The organism is Alteromonas sp. ALT199 (assembly GCF_018619335.1).
In the GTDB taxonomy this organism is placed as follows: domain Bacteria; phylum Pseudomonadota; class Gammaproteobacteria; order Enterobacterales; family Alteromonadaceae; genus Alteromonas.
This window is the reverse complement of record NZ_JAHHDX010000150.1, coordinates 24234-47893: the sequence shown is the minus strand read 5'-3', so window position 1 is coordinate 47893 and position 23660 is coordinate 24234. Positions and strand designations below refer to the sequence as shown.

Below are 23660 nucleotides of genomic sequence, written 5' to 3'. Positions count from 1 at the left end.
AAATTTTATCTATTTCTACGTTCCAGTCGTATTACCACCACTATCTTTCGTCACTAGTTATTGCCACTGTTAGCATCAACATCCATATCAGTCACGTCAGTTGTTGAGTGTTTTTTACTAAGAGGAACAACACCCACGGCAGGAGCAATTAAACTACTAATAAACAAACCATGCTCGGTCTCTATGGCGCCCGTTACAAAAGGATAAGCACCGCTTGGGTCTTGAAAAGATTGTTGCACTTCTCCACTTTCACTTATCCTTAAAAGATGCCCGTACGCTTGACCTTGTGGTCGCAGGAACTGTGGTAAACGTTGAATCATTTTGCGAACAAAAGGTTTGTCTGATAGCTCATCAACTGGGGCTGAACGGGGTGAAGCAAGACCTAGATAATACCCGCCACTGACAGCCCGACTGATATTGTCAGGAAAACCGGGTAAGTTATCTATCACCACGTCTACTTGGCCTTGCTTTGGCCCAATTAGCCAATAGCGCAATACACGATATTTACCGGTTTCGTTTACCAATACTGAATTCTGATCATGGCTTATTGCAACGCCATTGGCAAAAACTAAACCGTCCATCAATACCTTGCTCGAAAACGTTGATGGGTCGTACTCAATTAGCCTGCCATTTCCTTTGTGCTCTAAAATTTCTAGCAGGCTTGCCGAAAGCGTTCCACCGTGATCTTTTGCGGCAAACTTAGTTGTCGCATCGGTAAAATAAACCTTTCCATTTTTGGCAATATCAACATCATCGGCGTATACCACGGCCGCATTCGCTACTTGATCGACCAACGTTTTCAATTCGCCTTTCGCATTTGCAATTAACAACCCTAAATGCGCATCGGCAATAAGTAAATTTCCTTCGTTATCATATTCAAGACCAAGGGGGCGTCCGTTGGTATTAATCCATGGCGTAAATGACGTTTGCCCCTTTTTCATCAACAACACTGCGCCAGAATGGGTTGCTGTGGCGATGGTTCCGTCTTTATTTACCGCAAAATCTTCTGGCCCTTCATCCCCCTTTAAATCGATAAGCGTAAGCTCTGACAACAGCTGATTTTCTGTAAACTCTTTGGTAAACCCGCTATTGGTGGGTGCTTTCCAACTTACCGGGTCGATAGGTACCGGCCATAATAATAAATAAGCAAAAGCTAAAATAAGTGAACCCCAAAAAATTTTCATTCTCGCACTCCTTATGTCGTCATCCTCATATTTTTTAATTACCTTAGCAAGTAAACGCGACTTACACTGCTTTCGTTTTTAAATAGAACACTATTAGTCAAAGCTTCAAAAATTCGAATCAATCTATTTGAAATACCCAAACTAACGAGTATTACAAATACGTTAGATGGCATCCATTTACACCGCTCAATCGTTTTTTAGTAAAACGCCGTTGGAGTACGTCATGCCATTTTACGCAAAGTCACTTGGGGCTAATAATGCAAAGCAGGTAGATAAGGAACTACGTGCAAGTCATGCTGGCGAAACCGGTGCTGTTTGGATCTACCGGGGAGCAATGGTTGCTGAATTTGTTTCTAGTCTGTTTCACATCAACAACAGCAGGCACGATACAAAACGCTTTATAAGAGAGCATCTCGAAACAGAACGCCGGCACCTGGCTATTTTTGAAAGTGAGATGCCGTGCTTTCGAGGTAGTTTCATACTGCCACTATGGATAGCCGCAGGCTTTGTGACCGGCTTTTTGCCGCGTCTTTTTGGCCGAAACTGGTTTTTCTATACTATTTATAGCGTAGAACAATTTGTTGATGCGCATTACGACAGTCAATGTAAAAGTATGCTGGCACTGCCTTTGCCACCATCGAACGTGATAGAACGATTTAAACATTGTCAGGAAGAAGAGCAGCATCTTAGAGATGAAGCCTTATCGTTAATGACACAAGAGCCATCGTTACCCATGAGGTTGTGGGGGCGGGCCGTTGAAAAAGGGTCTTCCATTGCGGTTGCCATCGTAAGGCTTATTTAGCTTAAGCCTTAATTTTGATTGGACAACCTATGGTAGCAACTTAAGTAAATTTTGTACGATAGCCGAGTGACAAAAGGAAGTTTGCAACGTGGGAAAGAAAGCCAGACTGAGACCACCAAAGCCATGTGACAGTTGCGGTGTTGAAGATGACACGCAATTTCGTGTTCGCCGTAGTGACAAAGAAGACTGGCGTATTGTGTGTAAGGCATGCCAAGCACTGGTAAAGAGTCATGAAGACTACATGTATGGCGGGACGTGGAAAAGAAAAAAGCGTAACTAGTCAAAACAAACTAAGGAGCTAGTTACAGCCCCTTATTAGTTATCTTAAAAATTATGCGTTAACCCTGGTTCCTTGAGCACCTTGATTCACGTCACTACGACCATCCTCTCCATTATGTGCGCCAACCTTCTCAGTGCGTTTAATTAACGCAATTGCGCGATATAAACTCCAGGCCACATATACAGCCATTGGGATATTTAATTGAAGTGAAGCGATAGACATTGCAGCATCTTGGTGTACGGCAGCATAAGTGACTAATAGCACAAGTACACTTAAGCCAGATAAAAGCAACCATACGGGTTTTGTCAATGACTTAACTGCCACCGTCACAGCCGTATTAAATAACATAAGGCACCAAAATACGGCGATAAGAGAACCGGCAAAAAACATATCAACGGCTGCGGTTAAGGCCAGAGCGCTAACACTGCCCCAGACTACGGCGTACCAAAGCCTGCTCGCTAAAGGTGGGTGGGCTTTTTTAGACAGCCAAATTTCCATGCCAGAAACACAAAGCATGGTTAGCATGATGCCTAATACTAAGTAGAACCACTTGCTGGTTAAGCCAGCAAAATCGCCAAAATGCAGTCGATACATGGCCCATACAAGCTGCTTGCCCCATTCTCCATCTTCATAGCCAGCATTACCGATATAATTTCCGGCGGTATCGAAACGATACCCTTCTGCGTAAATCATGCGGTTTGGCGCTTTGGCATAAATCTCAATGAACTGCTCAGGCTCACCAACTTCGTGCACTGTTAAGAATATTGGCGACTTTTCAGGCGCAAGAGTTTCCATTTGCGCGAAGGCTTTTCCAATAGCGGGTTTACCTTCTTGGGGTGTTAATACGGGGTCAGGTGTGAAGATTTGTTCGATAACGGCATCCCGGTCGCCTCCATAGTTGAGCGAAGCAACAACCACTAAAATAATGCCCGCCATGCCAAAATAGGCACCAGTAATCCCAATGATTAGATGAAACGGCGCAGCCCACAGACCAAACCGATTGTGCAAGTCAATCTGAGCTTGCTGGCCATTGCCGCCTCTTCTCAGTTTGAATGCATCTTTGCCAATCCGTTTATGAGCGACGATGCCTGTGATAACCAAGGTGCAAATGATAGCGCCTAAGGCACTGACTAAAATCATTCCCCAACTATGCGGCAGGTTTAAATATAAATGTAGGTCCACTAGCATTTGCGTAAAAGAAACACTTTCTTCTTCCAGCAAATTACCCTCGCTATCAGCAAAATACGCTACATGGTCGTTTTCAACCACCAACCGTGGAATATCTGATGTAGGAAATACAACAAAGAGGTGGTGAGATTCTTCGGTATGTTGAGCTAAGAAGCTATCCATAGCTTTTTCAATTGCCTGTGGAGAAACATTTTTCATCTCTTCAATATGAGGCTGTTCCCACCTTTCAAATTCTAGGTGGAATACGGCAACCGTTCCTGAAAGGCATACTAAAAAAAGCAGTACACTTAAAAAGACACCAACCCAAGTATGTGCATTTAATGCATTTTGTTTTGTAACTTTATCCATTGATATTCACCTACATGGGTAAGAAAACAAGTATTGGTACGCAAGCCGCCGACAACACCGCGTAAGTACCAATTACTTTCAATTTGTGGGCGGTGGCAAGATAGTGATAAACGATAAGCCCCCACAAAATTGGCAGTAGAACAGTACCAGTAGCTAACTGGCCTGCGATTGAAAATGGAAGCAGCGCGCATACGCATAGCGTTATTAGAACACTGACAACCAATAGAACAACCAGTACAACGAAATAGTTTGCTACATTTGCCAATACTGTGCCTCGTGCAAAGTCAAAGCCCCTGGGCTGAGGTACGTTTTTAGGCTGTGGCAAAAACGTTTGATTTAATGCAATGAATGGCCAGACTAGAATTGCAGGAATACACAAAGCATATAACACGCCAAACTCCCAACCCTGCGCACTAGACCAGCACACAGCTGAAACCAGCCATACGGCTAATCCTAAATAAAGATAAGTTGACGCTTGGTCACGCCAACTTTTATAAACAACCCCTAAGGCCGCGAGTGTTAAACCACCTGCTGCAACTGAAAGCATGATCATTCCTTAAAACGAGTAGGTAAGCGATGCGTTCACTGTTCTACGAACACCAGGGAAACAGTCTCCTCTAAACAAGCAAGAGGTAAGATATTTTTTATCAGTTACGTTTCGTACATTCAGCTGCAAGTTCACATTATTCGATAGCTCGTACGCCACCATTAAATCACCCAACGTATAGCTAGGTGTTACATAGCGAATCGCGCCATTTTCGGAGACCGTTTCGCCAACATAGCGAACACCTGCACCTATGGTTAGCGCTTCAAGCTCAAGTGGAGAGTAATTTACCCAAAGCGACGCATTGCTATCTGGCTGAGCCGACAACGACAAACCGTTTGGATCCTCTGCATCCATGACAGACGCCGCAAACTGTGCAGTTATCTCGCCAAGGTTCAAGCGCCCTTCCAGCTCTACACCTTCGATGGACGTAACGCCCTGCTGCTGTGCGGCTTCATCTGGCAAACCATTTGGATTAGGAAGGTTAGACACTTCAATATCGTAATAGGCTAGCGTTATAAAACCTGGCACTGCCGACAGTTCATACTTAACCCCGGCCTCGTATTGGCGGCCTTCTTCGGGCTTAAGCTGATTATTGTCGTTATCTAATCCCACCACAGTTTCGAATGACTCCGCATAGCTAAGGTAGGGGGAGATGCCGTTATCGAAGCGGTATAACACGCCAGCGGAGTAAGAGGTCTGCGTATCATCTTGATCTGTCACGCCAGTATCGTTGTCTACTCTATCGTGACGTAAACCCAATGTCATTCGCCAGTTTTTATAAGCAATCTGGTCTGATAAATACAACCCTGTATCTGTTACAGTTTGCTCTGGCGCATCATTATAAATAGCGTCGAAAATAGCTTGATCTGGCGCGCCCGTATACACAGGATTAGCCAAATCTAAAATGTATCTAAAGTCACCTTGTAAAACCCCGCCACCTGCATAGTAAGCAGAGTTGGCGTCAGTTTTAACATCTTGGTATTGAACACCTGCCAGCAACTCGTGTTCGAAAGAACCTGTTGCAAAGCGCTTGTTTACTCGAATATCAATAGCGTGTTGATTAAACGTATTGTCTGCCTGATAAAACGTTCTCGGCACAAAGGTATCGGTAGGCGCTACCGGCGCTCCAACAAAAGCGTTTAGATAGCGGGTTCCACCTGTAAAGGTTGGCCAAGCTTGATGGTAGTCTGCTTCGCCATCTCTCCATAAGGCGGTAAATGAAACTGACGTGGTATCGTTAATCAAATGCTCACCAAGTAAAGTAACTTGATTGGACTTAGTGTCAAATTTATTGAAACCCGGCTCGCCTGCATAAACATCTTGATCTGGCAAAAATGTACCATCGGCTAAAGGCAGCAGCGTACCTTCGACTGGAGTAAACTGTGCCGCCGTATCGCTATCTGTATCTTGAAATAATCCAATAAGCGTTAACGTTGTATCATCTGAAGGCATAAAAGAAAGTGAAGGCATGAGTACTTGCGTGTCATCACTCACATAATCCACCTGAGAGTCAGCATTTCTATAAATACCCACAAAGCGTCCTACCCATTTATTATCCTCAGATAGGCTACCGTTCACATCCAACCCAACCTGTGCCCGGTCAAAACTTCCGTAAGACAATACGACTTCACTTCCTTTACCTAGAGTGGGCGTCTTTGAAACATAGTTCATGATGCCGCCTGGTGAGCCTTGCCCGTAAAGCACAGAGGCTGGCCCTTTGAGCAGCTCAACCTGTTCCATTGTGTAAATTTCAGCGCGCGTCGAATTGTAGCTGCCAAACAACTCTTGAATAGAGTCGCGATAGCGAGGAATACTTAGTCCTCTTGAAGATATTGAATCGACTCGGGTAGCGTATCCGAAAGACTCTCCCGTCACACCCGCCATGTAAGTAGCAGACTGAGAAAGATTCAACACACCCTTTTGCTTTAAATCTAATGCCGTTTCAATTGATATGGTACGTGCAAGTTCAACGATTGGCGTATTAGATTTAGTTGCACCGAAGGGGGAACGCGTGCCGAGTACCTCTATCTTTTCAACTGCTGTTTGCTCTGTCGGTGTTACCTCGCTACCGCTACCTTGCAAAGCCTGTGCAGCGTTAGTGTCACTTTCCTGAGCATTGGCATAAGACACCAATACAGCCGTTACCGCTAAACTAAGTAATTTTTTGTTCATGTCGAGTGTTGTCTTCTGAATATTTTGTTGTGTTTTGTCCGCTCACCCACTCTGAAAATAACGAATGCTGAGTGACTAACCAATACTTTGGTTTAATTTAACAAAATATCATGCAAATGATAACCACTTTCATTACCATTATTGAATACAAGTTCTCAGACATAAAAATAACAAAGCATCCCTGACAGAAAACAATCTATAAAAAAGCCGAACTAACAGGGTTAGTTCGGCTTATTCATACTTTTAATTTACCAACTGCTTACTATGCAGCTTCGCTCTCGTCTTCAGTCTCAACTACTTCATGGCTAAGCAAATATTCAAAGGCGGCTAGTGACGCTTTAGCTCCCTCGCCCATCGAAATAACGATTTGCTTATAGGGCACAGTCGTTACATCACCGGCGGCGAAGATACCCTGCTCAGAAGTGTGACACTTAGCATCAACGATGATTTCACCATACTGCGTCATCTCTACCGTGTCTTTCATGAACTGGCTGTTAGGCACTAGACCAATTTGAACGAATACACCAGCAAGTTCGCGAGTGTGAACTTCATTGGTTGAACGGTCTTGATATTCAATCGCGTTCACTTTGCCATTTTCGGCCGTAATTTGACGCGTTGCCGCATTTTTAATAATGGTGATGTTATCGCGCTTTTCAGCCTGATTGATAAGTACTTGGTCCGCCTTAAGCTCTGGCATAAACTCAAATACCGTTACTGATTTCACGATACCAGCTAAATCTAACGCAGCTTCAATACCCGAGTTGCCACCACCGATTACCGCAACGTCTTTTCCTTTGAAAAAAGGACCATCGCAGTGCGGGCAATATGCTACGCCGTTACCTACGTTCTCTCTTTCGCCTGGAACACCTAGTTCTCTCCAGCGTGCACCGGTTGCAACGATAACCGTGCGGGTGCGAATTTGCTCGCCCGAAGAAAGCGTAATAGTTTTGATATTACCTTTCTCGATACTATCTACGCGTACGTGCTCTTTCAGCGTGATGTCGTAATCGCGAACATGCTCCATTAGGTTACCTACAAGCTCAGGCCCTGTCGTTTTAGGCACAGAGATAAGGTTCTCAATCCCCATAGTATCTTTAACCTGACCACCGAAAGTTTCAGCAACGATGGCTACTTTAAGGCCTTTACGAGCACAGTAAATTGCTGACGCAACACCTGCAGGGCCGCCGCCAATAACAGTAACGTCTTGAAGCGGTAATGCGTCGCCCTTATTTGCCTCTTTGAGGCTAGGGTCGCGCTCGATAAGTTTATTGATAAGTACTGAACCATCAACTTTACCGTTCGCGAATAGCTCGCCATTAAGATACACACTTGGTACACCTTGAATGTCGCGCTCTTGAATTAGGTTTTGATATAGCCCACCGTCGATCATTTCGGTCTTGATGTTAGGGTTAATCAACGCGAATTGATTAAGTGCCTGAACGACTTCCGGGCAGTTGTGACAGCTTAAGCTGATAAACACTTCAAAGTTAAGTGGTTCTTTAACGGCTTTAACCAATGTTTGAACGCTATCATCTAGCTTAAGTTCAGTGCCTGATGCATGCAGCATGGCAAGAACAAGTGAGTTAAACTCATGACCGCCTGGGATGCCAGAGAAACGTATTCCCGTATCTTCTCCGTCAGCTTCTACTAGGAAACTAATAGAGCTGCGTAATTCGCCATTCGTTTCACGCTCTTCAACATTAAGTTTTTCGCTTACTGAAGCAATGTCGGACAGAAACTTCACAAGCTCTTCGCGCTTGCTATGTTCACCGGTCTGTACGACAAAGGTTACGTTTTTCTGCATTGACTCAGCATATGATTTCAATGCTTGTAAAATTTCTTTAGTTAACACGGTTATTCTGCCTTATTTTCGACACGCCGATCCCCGCCAACCTTTTGAGAGGTTAACAACATAAGCGGAAACTGGAAATTAAAATCAGGGAGTGGAGACCCACTCCCTACAAACTGTCTGCCTAACTCTTTTACTTACAGCTTATCCTGCTGAATTAGGCACTAAGCGGTGCTGCTTAGATTTTGCCTACTAGGTCAAGTGAAGGTGCTAGTGTTGCTTCGCCTTCTTTCCATTTAGCAGGGCAAACTTCACCTGGGTTGTTTGCCACGTACTGAGCAGCTTTAACTTTACGTACTAGGTCGTCTGCATCACGGCCGATACCTTCAGAAGTGATTTCCATCGCTTGGATGATACCTTCTGGGTCAACTACGAAAGTTGCACGGTCGGCAAGACCCATAGTTTCACGCATACAATCGAAGTTACGCGTGATTTCACCAGTTGGGTCGCCAATCATTGCAAACTTGATCTTGTTGATCGTGTCTGAAGAATCGTGCCATGCTTTGTGGGTGAAGTGTGTGTCAGTAGATACTGAGAATACTTCTACGCCACGAGACTGAAGCTCTTCGTACTTATCAGCGATGTCGCCAAGCTCAGTTGGGCAAACAAATGTGAAGTCAGCTGGGTAAAATACGAAAACTGCCCATTTACCTTTGATGTCTTCGCTGCTTACGTCTACGAACTCGCCGTCTTTAAATGCAGTCGCTTTAAAAGGTTTGATAGCAGTATTGATCAATGCCATGTTTTATTCTCCATTTGGTTTAAATTTTCCGCACGCTAAATACATACGGATACAAACTTTACGTTTATTGTGTCGACATGGTTTTACGCTTTTGTGAAGATAGTCACGCAGTGCGAAAATTTATGTCTCTTGAAACTGGTGATAAGGATAGCGCGCATTGTAAAAAAAAACTAATTGGTAAAAATGAATCGCTTAATCAGGTTATTGAATTGAACGATGAAAATAGCGACAAATTGAAAAATTAAAGCGCTGAATACGAGCTTTATAAGGTTTAATAAGCGCAACGAATAGGTAGTTAACGCTATGCAACAAAATCGACTTCAATACATTATCGAAGAAATAAACCGGGTTGACGGGCAATCACCGACTGTGAAATTACCTAAACATTTAAAAATGACTGCTAGCCCTTTTGTATTTTTCCGAGGTAGCGCCCAATTATTTTATGCCGATATTGAAAGTGGCGTTATAGAATTTCCAGCAGCGTGCGCACATATTCCTCTTACGAGTATTATGGGTGATTGCCACACTTCTAATTTTGGTTTTCTTACCGAAGAAGGGTCTCATGGCGATACGGTTGTATTCTCACCTAATGACTTTGACGATGCGTGCGTTGGCAAAGCGCAGTGGGACATAATTCGCTTCCTCACTTCATTACACCTCGCTCAACGACACTGCCATGGTGTGGTTAAAGGAAACTATATAAGTGATGACGTTGACATTTCAAAACCAGTTGTCAGCCATCAGCAAGTTATAAATGCGCAATACGCCTTTATTGAGCAATATGTAGAAACTTGTAACCGAGTAGTAGAAAATGGCAAAGTGCTTAACGAAGCAATTGATTATTGCCCAGATGCCATACCAAGTAAGTTAATTAAACTTTATAAAAAAGCGCGCGCTCGCAGCGCCGGCGGAGAAGACTTCGCATCTAAAAGCGCACTGGCTAAAGCGGTGTTTTTTAATAACAAAACACTCGGCTTTAAACCCGACAATGAGAAGTTTGCAACGTTAAGCAAAAAAGAATACAAAACGCTACATGAAGCGTTTGCCCCTTACATGGACGATACAGTGGTCGATATCGTTAAACGCCTAAACGCTGGAACCGGGTCAGTAAATATGGCGCGCTATTACTTTTTAGTCGGACCATCTAAACCACATAATGAAACGAGCTTTGCACATTGTCATATTGTAGAAGTTAAGCAGCAGCGTGTGGCGGCTCCCATACACTACTTCCCTAGTATCAATCCGGTTAACCGGTTGAATGCAGCCCACCTTACCGCTCGCTGCCAACGAAGAATGCAAAGAAAACCTGATCTTGTTCTCGATGAGGTAAAGTTTGAAAATGCACATTACTTAATCCGTTCTAGGCACCACGCGAAAGTGGGTATCGACCCTCAAGATATTGCTATGGGTACTAAAGCTGTAAATGGCGGCTTTGAATACTTTGCGAAACTGTGCGGATATAGTCTTGCTCTAGCTCACTGTCGCGGAGACAGAAGAAGTACACGATATGCTTATTCAGCATCTCATAACTTATCCCAGATAAAGTGCTTGCTTATAAAGATAGCAAATCTCTATGCGGAACAAGTAGTTGAAGATCACGCTTTATTTTCTGAGCATATCCAACTGAAAAAACTTGGCGGCAATCGCATAGCAAAAAGCGAAGCATCCTAATAAAAAAGAAGTAGTATTATTTGATGGTTACATTCATATTTAATTAGAAGTTAAAGGTATGAGTAAGTTTACTTAATCCTATTATGGGTTTGTTTTTATTGATTTATTTTAAAAACAGCTTGAATAATATTAAGTCATTTCTACTATTCAAAAATTTCCCTACGGTAGAACAAGCAATATTAAAATTGCGCGTCACAGCGTGCTCTGCTCTGGCAGATCTGTAAAACAAAAATATTAGAGTCTGTGATTTAAAAATAATGAATACTACAAAGGGAAATGACGTGAGAACATCATTAACATTACTATCTGCAGGGATCATATCTGCACTTTCATCTACCGCCATTCATGCCAACGATTTAGTTATTAGTGGTGTCATCGATGGGCCTTTGAGCGGCGGTGTTCCAAAAGCTGTAGAAATTTTTGTGGTCAACGACATTGCAGATTTATCTGCATACGGCATTGGTGCAGCGAACAACGGTGGTGGAACAGATGGAGAGGAATTCACCTTCCCAGCTGGCACGTCTGCAAGCGCTGGCTCTTATATCTACGTAGCATCAGAAATTGATGGGTTTACCGCGTTTTTCGGTTCTGCACCAGACTACGATACATCTGAGTTAGGAATTAATGGTGACGATGCTATTGAGCTTTTCAAAGATGGTAGCGTTATCGATACGTTTGGTGATATTAACACCGACGGCAGCGGCACCGCATGGGAATATTTAGATGGTTGGGCATACCGCACGTCTGGTCAATCGGCTAATGGCGGCAGTTTTGAAGTATCTAACTGGACTTACAGTGGCGTTGACGCGCTTGACGGTTCAACTACAAACACAGATGCAGAGACTCCCTTCCCTGCCGGTACATTTACCACCGAAGGTGGCGGTGACGACGTTGTTGACGTACCAGAAGAGCCTGCTGTTGAGCTTGGTATTTGTGGCACAGATGCAACACTTATTAGTGCTATTCAAGGTAGTGAAAGCAGTTCTGCTGAAGTAGGCAATAGCGTTATTATCGAAGCTATTGTAACAGGCACTCGCACTGACGGTTTCTTTGTTCAAGAAGAGGAATCTGATTACGACGCTGACGATGAAACCTCTGAAGGTTTGTTCGTAGACGGCAGTGTTGATGTTGCCACCGGTAACATCATTCGCCTTTATGGTGAAGTAAAAGAAAACTATGGCATGACGACCCTTGCCATGGATAGCGATGTTGCTGCACTTGATTGCGGCACCGCAGATGCTGTTGCGGTGGTAGAGATTGCTATGCCGTACGAGCTTGACCTTGAAACCGTTGAAGGTATGGTTGTTAGCGTGACTAACGCAACAGTAACAAGTACAAACAACCTTTGGCGCTTCGGCGAAATCGTATTCAGCGACAAGATTAAGCGTCAGCCAAGCGATGTGGCAGCGCCGTTGTCAGATGCTTACACAGCCGCTATAGAAGCAAGCGAGACAAGCCTGCTTACTATCGAAGATAACAGCAGTTCTCAGTACCCAGATGCACTGAGTTTCTTCCCTACTTTCAGCTACGCTAATGCTATTCGCATTGGTGATTCGGTTTCTGCTGCTGGCCCACTAAACTATAGCTTTGGTACTTACAGAATTAACCCTAGCGACATTATTGAAGTAACATCGACCCGTGAAGCAAACCCAGTGGTTACAGAAGGCAACCTATCAATTGCCACCTTTAACGTGCTTAATTACTTTAATGGCGAAGTAAACGAAAACGGCGATGTAACGTTTGATTATGACCAAAACCGCGGTGCAGATGACGCAGTAGCGTTTGAATTGCAACAAGGTCGTATCGTTGAAGCTATTGTTAACCTTAACGCTGACGTTGTTGGCCTAATGGAAATCGAAAACGATGGTTTCGGTGATGATAGCGCCATTCAATCACTGGTAAATGCCATTAATGCTGAACTAGGTGAAACCGAGCAATACACATTTGTTGCCACAAGTGACGGTAGCGAAATTGGCACAGATGCTATCACTGTAGGCCTGCTTTACAAGGCTTCAGTAATAGCGCCAGAAGGCGACGCTACAATTGTTGCAATGCCAGTACAACAAATCGATGAAGATAGTCTTGCACGCATGCGCCCTAGCCTTCTTCAATCTTTTGTACACACAGAAAGTGGCAAGTCGTTCTTAGTAGCAGTTAACCACTTTAAGTCTAAAGGTTCGCAGTGCGCTGAAGACATTGCCGAAGAGCCGTCTGAAATCACAACAATTCAAGGCAGCTGTAACGCGTTTCGCGTATCGGCAGCAGTTACATTAGGCAATGCTTTAAGCGATGATAATCTGCCAGAACGCAAGGTAATCTTGGGCGACTTGAACGCGTACAGTGCTGAAGATCCCGTGGCAGTACTCACCGATTATACACCTGAATCTCGTGGCTACACTATTACCACTGCGGTAAATACAGCTATGAACGATGGAGCTTCGGTTGAAATTGAATCTAGCTTCGGCTATCACAATTTAGCTGAAGAGTTTGATGAAGAAGGCTTTTCATATTGGTTCTACGGTACCGAACAAGTAGGTAGTTTAGACCACGTTTTAGCAAGTGAAGCTATGCTTGCAGACGCTATTGATGGCTCTCATTGGAATATCAACTCTGTTGAGGCTTACCAATTGCAATACGACCAAGCGCTTCGTTTCTATCCAGATGAAGAAGGCTATGCATTCACTGACGTTGGTCCCTTTAGAAGCTCTGACCATGACCCATTCATCGCGACATTCAATCTGCAAGCGGACGTAGTTGACGAGGAAGTGGGTAACAAAAGCTCAGGCGGAGCTATGGGAGGAATTTTTGCACTGCTAGCCGCAGTGATTGGCTTTCGCCGTCGTGCTACTGCTGTTAAAAAATAACAGAAGAAAGGATTAAACCCTTCTTAAAATAAAAAAGCTGCCTTGAATTCAAGGCAGCTTTTTTCGGTTTCCATTTTGACGTTGTGTATGCACGAGCAGCAGTATCTGCACTACCCTTAGCCCCTTTTTAGCCCGCTTTTTCAGCGCACCAAATAGTCCAAGTCACAAATCACACTTTAGCGACGACGACACCGACTAAGTCAGCAGCATTAGTAACATCCACTTCAATGCCAATTCTAGCGATATACTGGTCCCGCTTTTCCGCTTGGGTCGCCGATAACTCTTCAGCGCATAGCAATTTGGCAGCACGCTGCGCCGAATTCATTTGTTCTTCACTTAGTCCATTGTCTAGATGCATTTGAGTAATGACTTTGAGCAGACTTAACGCGATTTGCTTGTCTTTCGGTGATAGTGTCAACGCCTGTCGTAAGTTGTTATACGCTGGAATAAGACGGTTTTCCTTGTAGTTCACTGCCGCCATTTGTTTAAGTTCTTTTGTGGTAAATTGAATTTCGGTACGTTCAATCGACTCTTGATTGAGGTACTCGTTAACCACTTGAGAAGTAAAAGTATCACCTTCTATTTGTTTTCTAAGTTTATCTAGAATACTGACACAGTGCTCGCGCATGCCAAGTTCATGAAAGGCTTTCATTTTATCTAGGCTATCTTCCATAGACAGTCCTTCTGTAGAAGCAGAACAACCCTCCATCAACTTTTCTGCCTCGCGCTTGTCGTCTCTTAGGCATAGCACCCGAGACTTAACAACGTCTATCTGCTCTGAAAATTGGCTCTGCATGCCTTTCTGTTGTCTGAGTTCATCAAGCTCATGTTCTGCTCGCTTCAGGTATTTTTCCCCATCTGAATTACCTAAGCTTGTCGCCAAATCAATGGTAGAACGAATGACATTTAACGTGAGCTGCGGCGAGTCATGAATTGAGTTTTTGGCATACTTTGCCATATTTTGCACTGCAGATAATTGCCCGGCTTTGTCGTGATTAAGTCTCGCCAAATCCCATAGTCGTTTGTTGCGCTCAATATTGCGAGGCGCAAGACGACTTGCTTCTTTCATTTGTTCGTAAGCAATATCAAACTGCTCTTTCTCTATGAAGTACTGTGCGAGCAAGTCAAAGGTGAGAAACCGTGTATCAGGTCGCTGCAGCAAATCATCAACCAACAGCTGCGCTTCTTCTAGTTCATCTTGACGCAGTAACGAACGAGTTAAGCCAATATGAACCCAAGCATGATCCATACTCTGCAATAACTTTCTAAAGTAATCTTCGGCAGTTTCATAGTCGCGCAGTTGCAATAAACAATCGCCTATAAGACGTTTTATTTTAGTGTGATACTCACAAAGCGATGGGTCTTTTAACTGCCTCTCTGCATAATACATAGCGGTTGAATAGTCGCAAATTTGCATACAATGGAGCATTTTATGCAGCTTCAAACGAACTTGTATTAGGTATTCTAAGCGCGTTTCAATCTTATTAGCTGTAACGGCTTAACCCAGAAGTCGTCAGGCTGTAACTCAACAATACAGTTGACAAGTTCGGGGGAGGTTTCAGCACTTAAAAATATTACTGTCGTCGTGTCGTTGATGTGATTTAGATGCTTTAACTCTTCAAAAAGATGAAAGCCATCTTTGTCGTGACTTACGTTGAAAGCCAGCAATACAAAGTCATACTGCTTTGCCTCACATAACCTTTTGGCATGAAATGCATTAAAGGCACTGCTAACGTTTTCAATTCCAATTTGGTGTAATGCTGATGAGACAACATCGTGAACTAGCCCCTGATTATCGATAACCAGCACATGTAGCTCTTCTCTAGGGGTGGGGGCAGGTATTTTTTCCAGCATTAGTCAATCACTTCTTACTTCTTTTCCCTAAGCGGCACAATAGACGTCGACGTTTACTGTGAACAACTCACTATGCTATCGCTATGGCAATACTCAAACAGTAAAACTTTTACGCTTAAACTAGCGTTTCAGTCAGCTTACGTTCAAAGCATAGCGTTATTACATCAGATATATAGCACAATCGCATTATACATAAGTATAGCCTTTTAGATACTAACGTGGAGGGTCAATACTGTCATTCACGCTACCATTCACTCTAAACCAGCCTGCAACAGAATGGCGCGTTCGCGCAGCGGGTAATACTTCATGTGGGAAAGCTTCGCTAAGAAACACAACAAATGTTCCTTTCGCTGGTAGCACCCTTGTACCAATATGATCATTTTCATTGGCGTAAAGAACAAGTTCACCTCCGTCAGCTTTTTGCCAGTCGCTGTTTAAATACGCAACAAGCGATAGCACCCGATTGCCCTGGCCTTTAAACGCATCTACATGGCGTTTGTAAAATTTACCTTGCTCATAGCATGCGAAGTGACTTTCAAATGAAAATAGCGCCATAAATAACGCGCGATTAATGTACTGCTGCATTGTTTCGCACCAATTAAGCCACAAGGCACCTTCTTTCGACGTGCCCGTGATCCAGCAAATTTCATCACCTCTTATTTTGTCAGCTTTATGATAATTTTCTGCTCTGCCAATACCAGCCGTTTTATATTCAGTTTCAGAAATTGAACGCTGGCAAGCAAGAAGCGCTTGTGTAATAAAACCAGGTAGCCCATTCTCTGAATAGAAAAACCACTGGTGACTAAGTCGTCGACGATATTTTCAAATATGGCCTCGTCAAATACTCGAAGAGGCTGGTACAACGCAAGTTGGTCTCTATTCATTGGTGCATTGATGCTTTGTAAGCCCATAGCAAATTGTTCATCGCGACGAGCTTTTTACGTTAAGAAATTAGCGCACTTATACGCGGGGTTTGAAGTTGTTGCAATTGCCTCACGCTTAAAATTACGCGTTATTTTTTTATCGAGAGAAGAAAAAAACACTATCGTTTAGCATTTAATAGTTCGTCGATGTATTTCACGTGCATATGTCGCACGTTTCTTGCTTACTTATTGATTAATAAACGGTAAATCTTACGACCATTTATCTATAATAAAATAATGTGCAAACCCAAATTCTTAGCAAAAAGAGTAACCCATGAGTCAAGATCAAACACAAATAGAAGAAACGGAGCATCATCTAGACTTAAGAAACTTAAGACTGGACGACTACAACGACGTAAAAGCGTTAATGGATAAGGTGTATGCCAACGTTGGCGGCGCGTGGCCTTACTCTAATTACAAAGCACAGGTGACCACGTTTCCCGAAGGACAAATATGTATTGAAGATAAAGGCAAAGTGGTCGCCTTCGCGATATCTGTCATTGTTGATTACGACCAGTTTGGTGACAAGCATAGCTACGACGAAATAACTGGTGATGCTTATTTAACCACTCATGATCCAAACGGCGATGTGCTCTACGGCGTAGAAGTTATTGTTTGTCCTGAGTATCGCGGCCTTCGCTTGGGCCGTCGCCTTTACGAAGCTCGCAAGGAACTTTGCCGAAACTTAAATCTAAAATCGATAATGGCTGGGGGCCGCATCCCCAACTATAAAAATTATGCGAATGAGCTGTCGCCTTATGAATACATCGAACAGGTAAAACTAAAAGATATTTACGACCCAATACTGACGTTTCAATTGTCAAACGGCTTTGAAGTTAAGCAGGTAATGACAGCATACCTACCTGAAGATGAAGCTTCAAAAGGTTATGCCACATTACTTCAATGGCATAATATTTATTATGAGCCAGGTACTCCGTCGCTAATCGCTAGTCGAAAATTAAGCGCTCGGATAGGGTGTATCCAGTGGCAGATGCGCTATTTTAATAATGTAGAAGAACTCCTTCAGCAAGTTGAGTATTTTGTTGATGCACTATCGGACTACTCCTGCGATGTAGCTTTGTTCCCAGAATTTTTTAATGCGCCACTAATGGGTCTTAGCCCTTCAGAATCTTCCATTGACGCGATTTGGCATCTGGCTACCTATACCGACGAGATCTTGACCGCAGTGTCTCACTTAGCCGTGTCGTACAATATTACGATTATCGCGGGTTCTATGCCCGTGGTAGAGGAAGAAGAACTGTATAACGTAAGCTATATCTGCAAGCGAGACGGAACTATCGAGAGCCAGTATAAACTTCACCCAACGCCTCATGAAAAAGAGGATTGGATAATGAAAGGCGGAAACAGTCTCAAAACATTTGATACTGATTTTGGAAAAATTGGCGTTTTAATCTGTTATGACGTGGAATTCCCTGAGTTAGCACGAATTCTTTCTGACCAAGAAATGCAGATTTTATTTGTCCCGTTTTGGACTGACACAAAAAATGGCTACTTGCGGGTTCGCCGCTGTGCACAAGCAAGAGCAATTGAAAACGAGTGCTACGTTGCTATAGCAGGAAGTGTAGGAAACCTTCCTAAGGTAGATAACGTGGATATTCAATATGGACAGACTGCAGTGTTTTCACCCAGTGATTTCGCGTTCCCCCACGACGCTATCGTGTCTGAGACTACACCAAACACTGAAATGACGCTGATAGTTGATTTAGACCTAGACAAACTAACTAAGCTACAAAACGAGGGTTCTGTTCGAAACTATCTCGACCGGCGCCGTGATTTGTATCGTGTAGAGTGGATTGGCGATAAAAGCTAGCTCCATATTTTGTCGTGAAACGAATGACGAAATTGCTCAAAATTCAGGTTCTTTGGCTTATGGTTTATTGGCATTCTACATAAGCCATAGAATTTCCTTTAATTTAGCGATAACATGAATTCGTGCGCAAAGATAAATGTGCTCTTTTGAACTGACACAGAAGATGTCGACACCGTGAAGAGAGCACTACATAAAGAGATTACTAATTTACTATGGCAAATAATTCAAAAAACGATGAGTTTCCAACCATAAGATTGGATGAAGAAGACCGTCGAGACTACCAGACGAAAAGACAAGCTGCTCCAACTAAGACGACTACGCCCCCCTCCTCCTCTTCGGCTAACCGTCAGACATCAAATGGTGGAAGCAGCAACGGAATTTGGGTTGTATTAGTTGCTCTAATTGCTTTAGCGGCATGTGGCGGATGCTACTACTTGTACACCATGCTTGAGCAGCAGAAAGCTGTTGCTGAGCAAGCCGAGAAGCGCATTTTGCAGTTGGAAAACAAGCTATCAGCAACTGGCGAAGAAATTGGCGAATCTACCGTAGCACTTCAAGTTAAAGTCACAGAGTTGACGAATAAGACAAATGAGTTATGGGAACAAATGGACAAGTTATGGGCATCAGCATGGCGCCGTAATCAACAAGAGCTTGCTGATCTTGGAGATCGCGTAGGTAATGTTCAAACCGCAATAAACAAAAATGTAAGTGCGGTTTCTGACGACGTAAAAACGCAGGCTGCGGCTATTGGCTCAGTGAAAAATCAATTAGCTTCATTGGCTGATGAGCTGCTATCAGTTAATGTTCAATTAGAGCAATCTGCAAGCGACAAACAAAGCGCACAACAAAGTGTTCGCAACCTAACTGATAAGTTATCAGTGTTAGAACAGCGCAATACGACCTTGTCAGGACGTATTACCAGCTTGGAAAATGAGATCCGAGAAATAGCCACCAAAGTCGTTTCAAGCGGTTCGTCAACAGGCGGCAGTGGTTCCGCTCCCTCTCCTACTGGCAACTAATCATGCATAGGGTGCTTGTTGTGAAAGTATACGACCAAGTACATTAAGCAATAATTAACATATAAAAAAGAAAGGGGCGAATCGCCCCTTTCTTGTTGCCGTGATAGAATTACACTCTTTTTAGAAGCAATAGGATTTAATGCGCAATGAGTGACCAAGCGCCCAAACGTTTAAATAAATACATCAGCGACACTGGCCTGTGTTCTCGCCGTGAAGCTGATAAACTCATTGAGCAAAATCGCGTTACCGTTAATAACCAACCGCCTGAGCTGGGTACAAAGGTAGGATCCGGCGATACAGTAAAAGTAGACGGCAAGGTAGTGGGCGCGGTCGCAACAGACAAATCAGACCGCGTATATATTGTTTATAATAAGCCTATCGGTATCACCTGCACCACCGAACGTCATGTTAAAGGCAACATTATCGACGCCATACGTCACAGAGAACGTATATTCCCTGTAGGCCGACTAGATAAGCCTTCTGAAGGTCTGATTATTCTTACCAGCGATGGCGATATCGTGAACAAGATTCTTCGCGCTGAAAACGCACATGACAAAGAGTATGAAGTTACCGTAAACCAACCAATTAGTGAACGCTTTGTAAAACGAATGGCGCGTGGCGTTCCCATTTTAGGAACGGTGACAAAACCTTGCGTCGTTAAGCCTACCGGTAAGAACAAGTTTACTATCATTCTAACCCAAGGACTTAATCGTCAAATACGCAGAATGTGTGAATTTTTGGGGTATGAGGTTACTAAACTAAAACGCACGCGAATAATGCATCTACAGCTTGACTCATTAAAGCCGGGACAATGGCGAAACTTGAGCCAACGGGAGCTAGCCACTTTACAAAACGCGGTAAAAACTTCCTCTAAAACCGCAGCGTCAAGCTCATAGTTCAATGTAGGCTATTACTTTAAAAGCGCAAGACAAAACGTAGTTAAAAATGTTAGAGATTTTCAGCCTTTCTAAGCGCTTATCAACAGGAGGGATGCGCCACTTCAAGGCGTATTCATATACAGTCAGAAAACGAGCACAAAAAAAGCGCCCGTTGGGCGCTTTTCTTGAAACCTAGTCTTATCGACGTAGACCTAGACGCTTAATAAGGTCAAGGTAACGCTCAGCGTTCTTGCCTTTAAGGTAATCTAGAAGCTTACGACGTTGGCTAACCATACGTAGAAGACCACGACGAGAGTGGTGATCTTTCTTATGATCAGCAAAGTGACCTTGAAGCTTGTTGATGTTGTGAGTAAGCAAAGCTACTTGAACTTCTGGTGAACCAGTGTCGCCTTCTTTAACGCCGTACTCAGCAATGATTTTTGCGGTTTCTTCTTTAGTTAGTGACATGTCATTCTCCTAATATTAATGCTTCGCCGATCACTAATTCAGCAAAGCGGAATGAGCGCAGTATTATAATGACCTTTGTACAGTTAGCAAGGACCGAACAAGGTAATTTCATCAATTAGTCCGTTTAAGGCTCGATTCCACTTTTTTAATACGTTTAGCTAACTCGTTTTTGTATTCGAAACCGTTCAGAAAATCCTCTGCCCGCCGTTCACTTTTGTATCCGTAAGCGGAATACACCGAGTGAGCTAGGTTAATCTTAGCGTCACGATCTACGAGTAAGTCCAAATTTTCTTCTACAAATTCCGGTGATCTGTAAGCAGCACCTTGTAATAAGGTAGCCACGGCTTGCTCAGTATCGATATTTGTTTGACGTTGCGCCCAATTTAGCGCGGTGTCGGGTTCAAAAAATGCGATAGTTCTCGCAGCGTGTTCAACATCAGATTGATAGCTTTCACTACTACTATGTTTAACAAACCAAGAAGCAGCTTCACTGGGTGATTGGTTTACATAACTTTCAAAGACAGCGCGCTTTATCTCTTTTATTTGCTCATTGTCATCTAGCGTATCGAACCAAGATTTAGTACTTTCAACGTCTTTGCGTACCCACATACTTATTAAATCAGTTTCTAACTGCTTGTCATCCGAACGTTTTACTAACGATAAGGTGTCTCGAAACTGCTCTGGTGTTTCTAGGACACTAAAAATGCCGCTATAAGCCGCACTTTTTAAATTCTCTGACTTAACAAGAGCGATAGACTGAAAGGCGCTATCAATGTCCTGACTTGCCATTTCTCTAAAAATGAGCACAGGGTAAATGCTGTTTTCCAGCCTGCCTGAGGTAAGTGAAGCATTATCTATATACCAATCAAGGACCTCAAAAGGCGCTTGATTAGCCCAATTAACTATGACTGATAAGCGTAACTGCCGCTTCGTATCCAAGTTAACAATCATATTGTCAACAAGGTCCCATGCTTTTTGGGGGTTCAGTTCTACTAAACGAGAGACCATTGATGACAAAATTATGGCTGAATCTGGATCGTCAATAGATGTATCCACATTTGATAGCGAATCAATAATTGCTTGCTCGCCCATCGTGCTTATCGAGATAATGAAGGCGCCTATCTGTTTTAAACTAAGCTTGGGCTTGTCGGATAACCACAATTCTAGGCTAATATTGTTAGGTACACTTGCTGAATCTTTAGGTAACTGATCACGCTTATTATCCCCTTGCTGAGGGGGTGGCGCTCCTTGTAAGACGTCTTCATCTTTACCTTCGCCGACATTGGCTACGTGAACAGAAGTTGTTGACGACAATGTAGGGCGCTTATCACTGGCATAGTAGCCCGCAGCGAATACCACGCATAGTGAACAAAGCCATAAACCAATCCATTTGATCATCGAGTAATCCCTTAAATGAAACAATTCGCCCGTTTAGGACGTTTCGAAGAAAGTAAAAATCAGTATGAGTGATAAATAACCTATCACTAAATAGTGCGCCTTTTATACAACTTTATTTCTCAATAAAAAAAGCCTTGCGTTAACCGCAAGGCTTTAAACGAGTATTATCTGTTTGGTATAGAATTGCAAAGAACTAACTGTAAACAACTCGACGCTTTGGGTTAACGAAGAGTTCTTGCTTGGGTACACCCTGGTCTTTGGGGTCGAGTACACCTTCCCCTACACCTAAAAAAAGACCTCTGGTATCTTTGCCATGATAAACACGGTAAGACACGCCTTCGCGAAGCACTTCACTGCATGTACCTTTAACCGATTGGCCATTGTCGAAGCGATTTCTTTCGGCATCGTTAATTGTCACAAACGGAAGACGACTCACTGCTGTATCCATAGGAATGAGTAGGTCATCAAGGGCTTTAAAGTCACCCTCTTCCAGTGACTCCTGAATTGCAATCAACCTGTCTAGTGATACCATTTTATCCGTAGGGTAGTCAGCGACTTCCGTGCGATGTAAGCGGGTCACATACGCGCCGCAGCCGAGGTTCTGACCCAAGTCATCTACGATAGAGCGAATATAAGTACCTTTACTGCACTTAATACGCATATCGACAAAAGGCAGTTCGATTCGCAACACGTCCAGTTCATACACTTCAATATCACGTGGTTCACGCTCAATCTCTATACCTTGACGGGCATAGTGGTAAAGGGGCTTCCCCTGATGCTTAAGCGCTGAAAACATAGACGGAATTTGTTTGCTTTTACCTAAAAACGCTAAACATGCATCTCGTACTTGTTCTTCATTGACTTCAACAGGCTTTTCTTCAACCACTTCACCGTCGGCGTCAGAGGTGGTTGTGCGAACGCCAAGTTGCGCTGTTACCTCGTAGGTCTTTTCCGCGTCCAGAAGAAACTGAGAAAACTTGGTAGCTTCCCCCAAACACAACGGCAGCATACCGCTGGCAAGTGGGTCTAGCGCGCCCGTATGGCCAGCTTTGGCTGCCTTATACAGCCAGCGTACTTTCTGTAGTAGTTGATTTGACGAACCACCTAGCGGTTTATCAAGCAATACTATGCCGTTAATATCACGGCCTTTACGACGTCTCGCCATTTACTCCTGCTCTTGTGAATCGTCTTCATCGCGCTTTGACTCATCTTTAGCGATGGTCTGTGACACAAGATTAGAAATACGCATGCCCTCTATAATCGATTTATCTTCAAAGAAGTGAAGATCCGGCACTGAGCGCATGCGAAGGCGTTTAGCTAGAATACTACGAATAAATTTTTTGTATTCAGCTAACTGTTTAATTTGTATTTTGCCTTCTTCTTCAGTGCTGTTGTAGATAGTCACAAAGATTTTCGCGTGAGCTAGGTCGCGCGATACGTCTACATCAGAAACCGTGATTAAAGGCATATCACCTATGCGGTGTTTGTATTCGTTTTGCAGAATGCTCGCTACTTCTTTATGAACTTGCTGAGCCACTCTGTCGGTACGTGAAAATTCACGAGCCATTGTACTCTCCTTTCCTTATTTAACGTAGGGCATGCTTGAGGCCGTTTGCTTTACACAGACAAAAACGGGAGCACT

General features: G+C 43.5%; 17 protein-coding genes and 2 pseudogenes. 7 read left to right on the top strand and 12 right to left on the bottom strand.

What is annotated here, in order from left to right; genetic code table 11:
* Positions 1-53: 53 nt before the first annotated feature.
* Entirely contained in the window at positions 54-1184 is a 1131-nt protein-coding gene (locus KL866_RS17075) for a strictosidine synthase family protein (protein ID WP_214996144.1), read from the bottom strand.
* 223 nt (positions 1185-1407) lie between these two features.
* Here KL866_RS17075 and KL866_RS17070 point away from each other — a divergent pair, with 223 nt between their 5' ends.
* Together KL866_RS17070 and KL866_RS17065 are read left to right on the top strand one after the other, a co-directional pair.
* Complete coding sequence (locus KL866_RS17070; protein WP_214996143.1) at positions 1408-1986, top strand: demethoxyubiquinone hydroxylase family protein; 579 nt, start codon at positions 1408-1410, stop codon at positions 1984-1986.
* Positions 1987-2074: 88 nt separating this feature from the next.
* Complete coding sequence (locus KL866_RS17065) at positions 2075-2266, top strand: hypothetical protein (protein ID WP_025255030.1); 192 nt, start codon at positions 2075-2077, stop codon at positions 2264-2266.
* Positions 2267-2317: 51 nt separating this feature from the next.
* On the opposite strand, the gene KL866_RS17060 is transcribed toward KL866_RS17065, so the two are convergent.
* The 5 genes from KL866_RS17060 to ahpC all read right to left on the bottom strand — a co-directional run bounded on the left by KL866_RS17060 (position 2318) and on the right by ahpC (position 9112).
* On the bottom strand, positions 2318-3802 hold the full coding sequence (locus KL866_RS17060; RefSeq protein WP_025255029.1) for a PepSY domain-containing protein: 1485 nt from the start codon (positions 3800-3802) through the stop codon (positions 2318-2320).
* Positions 3803-3812: 10 nt separating this feature from the next.
* Positions 3813-4349 carry a hypothetical protein gene (locus KL866_RS17055; RefSeq protein ID WP_214996141.1) on the bottom strand — a complete coding sequence of 179 codons (537 nt, stop codon included), beginning with the start codon at positions 4347-4349 and terminating at the stop codon, positions 3813-3815.
* A 9-nt stretch (positions 4350-4358) separates the two neighbouring features.
* Positions 4359-6521 carry a TonB-dependent siderophore receptor gene (locus KL866_RS17050; RefSeq protein ID WP_214996139.1) on the bottom strand — a complete coding sequence of 721 codons (2163 nt, stop codon included), beginning with the start codon at positions 6519-6521 and terminating at the stop codon, positions 4359-4361.
* A 262-nt stretch (positions 6522-6783) separates the two neighbouring features.
* Positions 6784-8373 (bottom strand): alkyl hydroperoxide reductase subunit F, encoded by a 1590-nt coding sequence (gene ahpF / locus KL866_RS17045; RefSeq protein ID WP_214996137.1) that lies wholly within the window; start codon positions 8371-8373, stop codon positions 6784-6786.
* A gap of 175 nt (positions 8374-8548) precedes the next feature.
* Positions 8549-9112 (bottom strand): alkyl hydroperoxide reductase subunit C, encoded by a 564-nt coding sequence (gene ahpC, locus KL866_RS17040; RefSeq protein WP_014949268.1) that lies wholly within the window; start codon positions 9110-9112, stop codon positions 8549-8551.
* A 303-nt stretch (positions 9113-9415) separates the two neighbouring features.
* Between ahpC and KL866_RS17035 the strand changes: the two genes are divergently transcribed.
* Together KL866_RS17035 and KL866_RS17030 are read left to right on the top strand one after the other, a co-directional pair.
* On the top strand, positions 9416-10783 hold the full coding sequence (locus tag KL866_RS17035) for a DUF2252 family protein (RefSeq protein ID WP_214996134.1): 1368 nt from the start codon (positions 9416-9418) through the stop codon (positions 10781-10783).
* Positions 10784-11064: 281 nt separating this feature from the next.
* Complete coding sequence (locus KL866_RS17030) at positions 11065-13647, top strand: ExeM/NucH family extracellular endonuclease (RefSeq protein ID WP_214996132.1); 2583 nt, start codon at positions 11065-11067, stop codon at positions 13645-13647.
* Between the two features lie 169 nt (positions 13648-13816).
* On the opposite strand, the pseudogene KL866_RS17025 reads toward KL866_RS17030, so the two are convergent.
* Both KL866_RS17025 and KL866_RS17020 read right to left on the bottom strand, forming a co-directional pair.
* Positions 13817-15501: pseudogene (locus KL866_RS17025) on the bottom strand (response regulator).
* Between the two features lie 213 nt (positions 15502-15714).
* Positions 15715-16385, bottom strand: a pseudogene (locus KL866_RS17020) (2OG-Fe(II) oxygenase).
* Positions 16386-16698: 313 nt separating this feature from the next.
* Here KL866_RS17020 and KL866_RS17015 point away from each other — a divergent pair.
* From KL866_RS17015 to rluF, 3 genes are all read left to right on the top strand, one after another.
* The gene (locus KL866_RS17015; protein WP_025255022.1) at positions 16699-18255 is read left to right on the top strand and encodes a bifunctional GNAT family N-acetyltransferase/carbon-nitrogen hydrolase family protein; all 1557 of its coding nucleotides are present in this window, start codon (positions 16699-16701) and stop codon (positions 18253-18255) included.
* A 212-nt stretch (positions 18256-18467) separates the two neighbouring features.
* Positions 18468-19274, top strand: a complete 807-nt coding sequence (locus KL866_RS17010; RefSeq protein ID WP_025255021.1) for a hypothetical protein — start codon at positions 18468-18470, stop codon at positions 19272-19274.
* A 146-nt stretch (positions 19275-19420) separates the two neighbouring features.
* The gene (rluF, locus tag KL866_RS17005; RefSeq protein ID WP_025255020.1) at positions 19421-20170 is read left to right on the top strand and encodes a 23S rRNA pseudouridine(2604) synthase RluF; all 750 of its coding nucleotides are present in this window, start codon (positions 19421-19423) and stop codon (positions 20168-20170) included.
* Between the two features lie 180 nt (positions 20171-20350).
* On the opposite strand, the gene rpsO is transcribed toward rluF, so the two are convergent.
* The 4 genes from rpsO to rbfA form a co-directional block, all read right to left on the bottom strand.
* Positions 20351-20620, bottom strand: coding sequence for a 30S ribosomal protein S15 (rpsO, locus tag KL866_RS17000; RefSeq protein ID WP_025255019.1), 270 nt, complete (start codon positions 20618-20620; stop codon positions 20351-20353).
* Between the two features lie 111 nt (positions 20621-20731).
* Entirely contained in the window at positions 20732-22018 is a 1287-nt protein-coding gene (locus KL866_RS16995) for a hypothetical protein (RefSeq protein ID WP_214996130.1), read from the bottom strand.
* A 193-nt stretch (positions 22019-22211) separates the two neighbouring features.
* Positions 22212-23183 carry a tRNA pseudouridine(55) synthase TruB gene (gene truB / locus KL866_RS16990; protein ID WP_025255017.1) on the bottom strand — a complete coding sequence of 324 codons (972 nt, stop codon included), beginning with the start codon at positions 23181-23183 and terminating at the stop codon, positions 22212-22214.
* Positions 23184-23585 (bottom strand): 30S ribosome-binding factor RbfA, encoded by a 402-nt coding sequence (rbfA, locus tag KL866_RS16985; protein ID WP_025255016.1) that lies wholly within the window; start codon positions 23583-23585, stop codon positions 23184-23186.
* Between the last annotated feature and the right edge of the window lie 75 nt (positions 23586-23660).

Bases quoted from the DNA above. Each gene is read 5' to 3' on its own strand.
- KL866_RS17075 (WP_214996144.1), bottom strand. From the start codon at position 1,184: ATGAAAATTTTTTGGGGTTCACTTATTTTAGCTTTTGCTTATTTATTA.
- KL866_RS17070 (WP_214996143.1), top strand. From the start codon at position 1,408: ATGCCATTTTACGCAAAGTCACTTGGGGCTAATAATGCAAAGCAGGTA.
- KL866_RS17060 (WP_025255029.1), bottom strand. From the start codon at position 3,802: ATGGATAAAGTTACAAAACAAAATGCATTAAATGCACATACTTGGGTT.
- KL866_RS17055 (WP_214996141.1), bottom strand. From the start codon at position 4,349: ATGCTTTCAGTTGCAGCAGGTGGTTTAACACTCGCGGCCTTAGGGGTT.
- KL866_RS17050 (WP_214996139.1), bottom strand. From the start codon at position 6,521: ATGAACAAAAAATTACTTAGTTTAGCGGTAACGGCTGTATTGGTGTCT.
- ahpC (WP_014949268.1), bottom strand. From the start codon at position 9,112: ATGGCATTGATCAATACTGCTATCAAACCTTTTAAAGCGACTGCATTT.
- KL866_RS17035 (WP_214996134.1), top strand. From the start codon at position 9,416: ATGCAACAAAATCGACTTCAATACATTATCGAAGAAATAAACCGGGTT.
- KL866_RS17015 (WP_025255022.1), top strand. From the start codon at position 16,699: ATGAGTCAAGATCAAACACAAATAGAAGAAACGGAGCATCATCTAGAC.
- KL866_RS17010 (WP_025255021.1), top strand. From the start codon at position 18,468: ATGGCAAATAATTCAAAAAACGATGAGTTTCCAACCATAAGATTGGAT.
- rluF (WP_025255020.1), top strand. From the start codon at position 19,421: ATGAGTGACCAAGCGCCCAAACGTTTAAATAAATACATCAGCGACACT.
- rpsO (WP_025255019.1), bottom strand. From the start codon at position 20,620: ATGTCACTAACTAAAGAAGAAACCGCAAAAATCATTGCTGAGTACGGC.
- KL866_RS16995 (WP_214996130.1), bottom strand. From the start codon at position 22,018: ATGATCAAATGGATTGGTTTATGGCTTTGTTCACTATGCGTGGTATTC.
- truB (WP_025255017.1), bottom strand. From the start codon at position 23,183: ATGGCGAGACGTCGTAAAGGCCGTGATATTAACGGCATAGTATTGCTT.
- rbfA (WP_025255016.1), bottom strand. From the start codon at position 23,585: ATGGCTCGTGAATTTTCACGTACCGACAGAGTGGCTCAGCAAGTTCAT.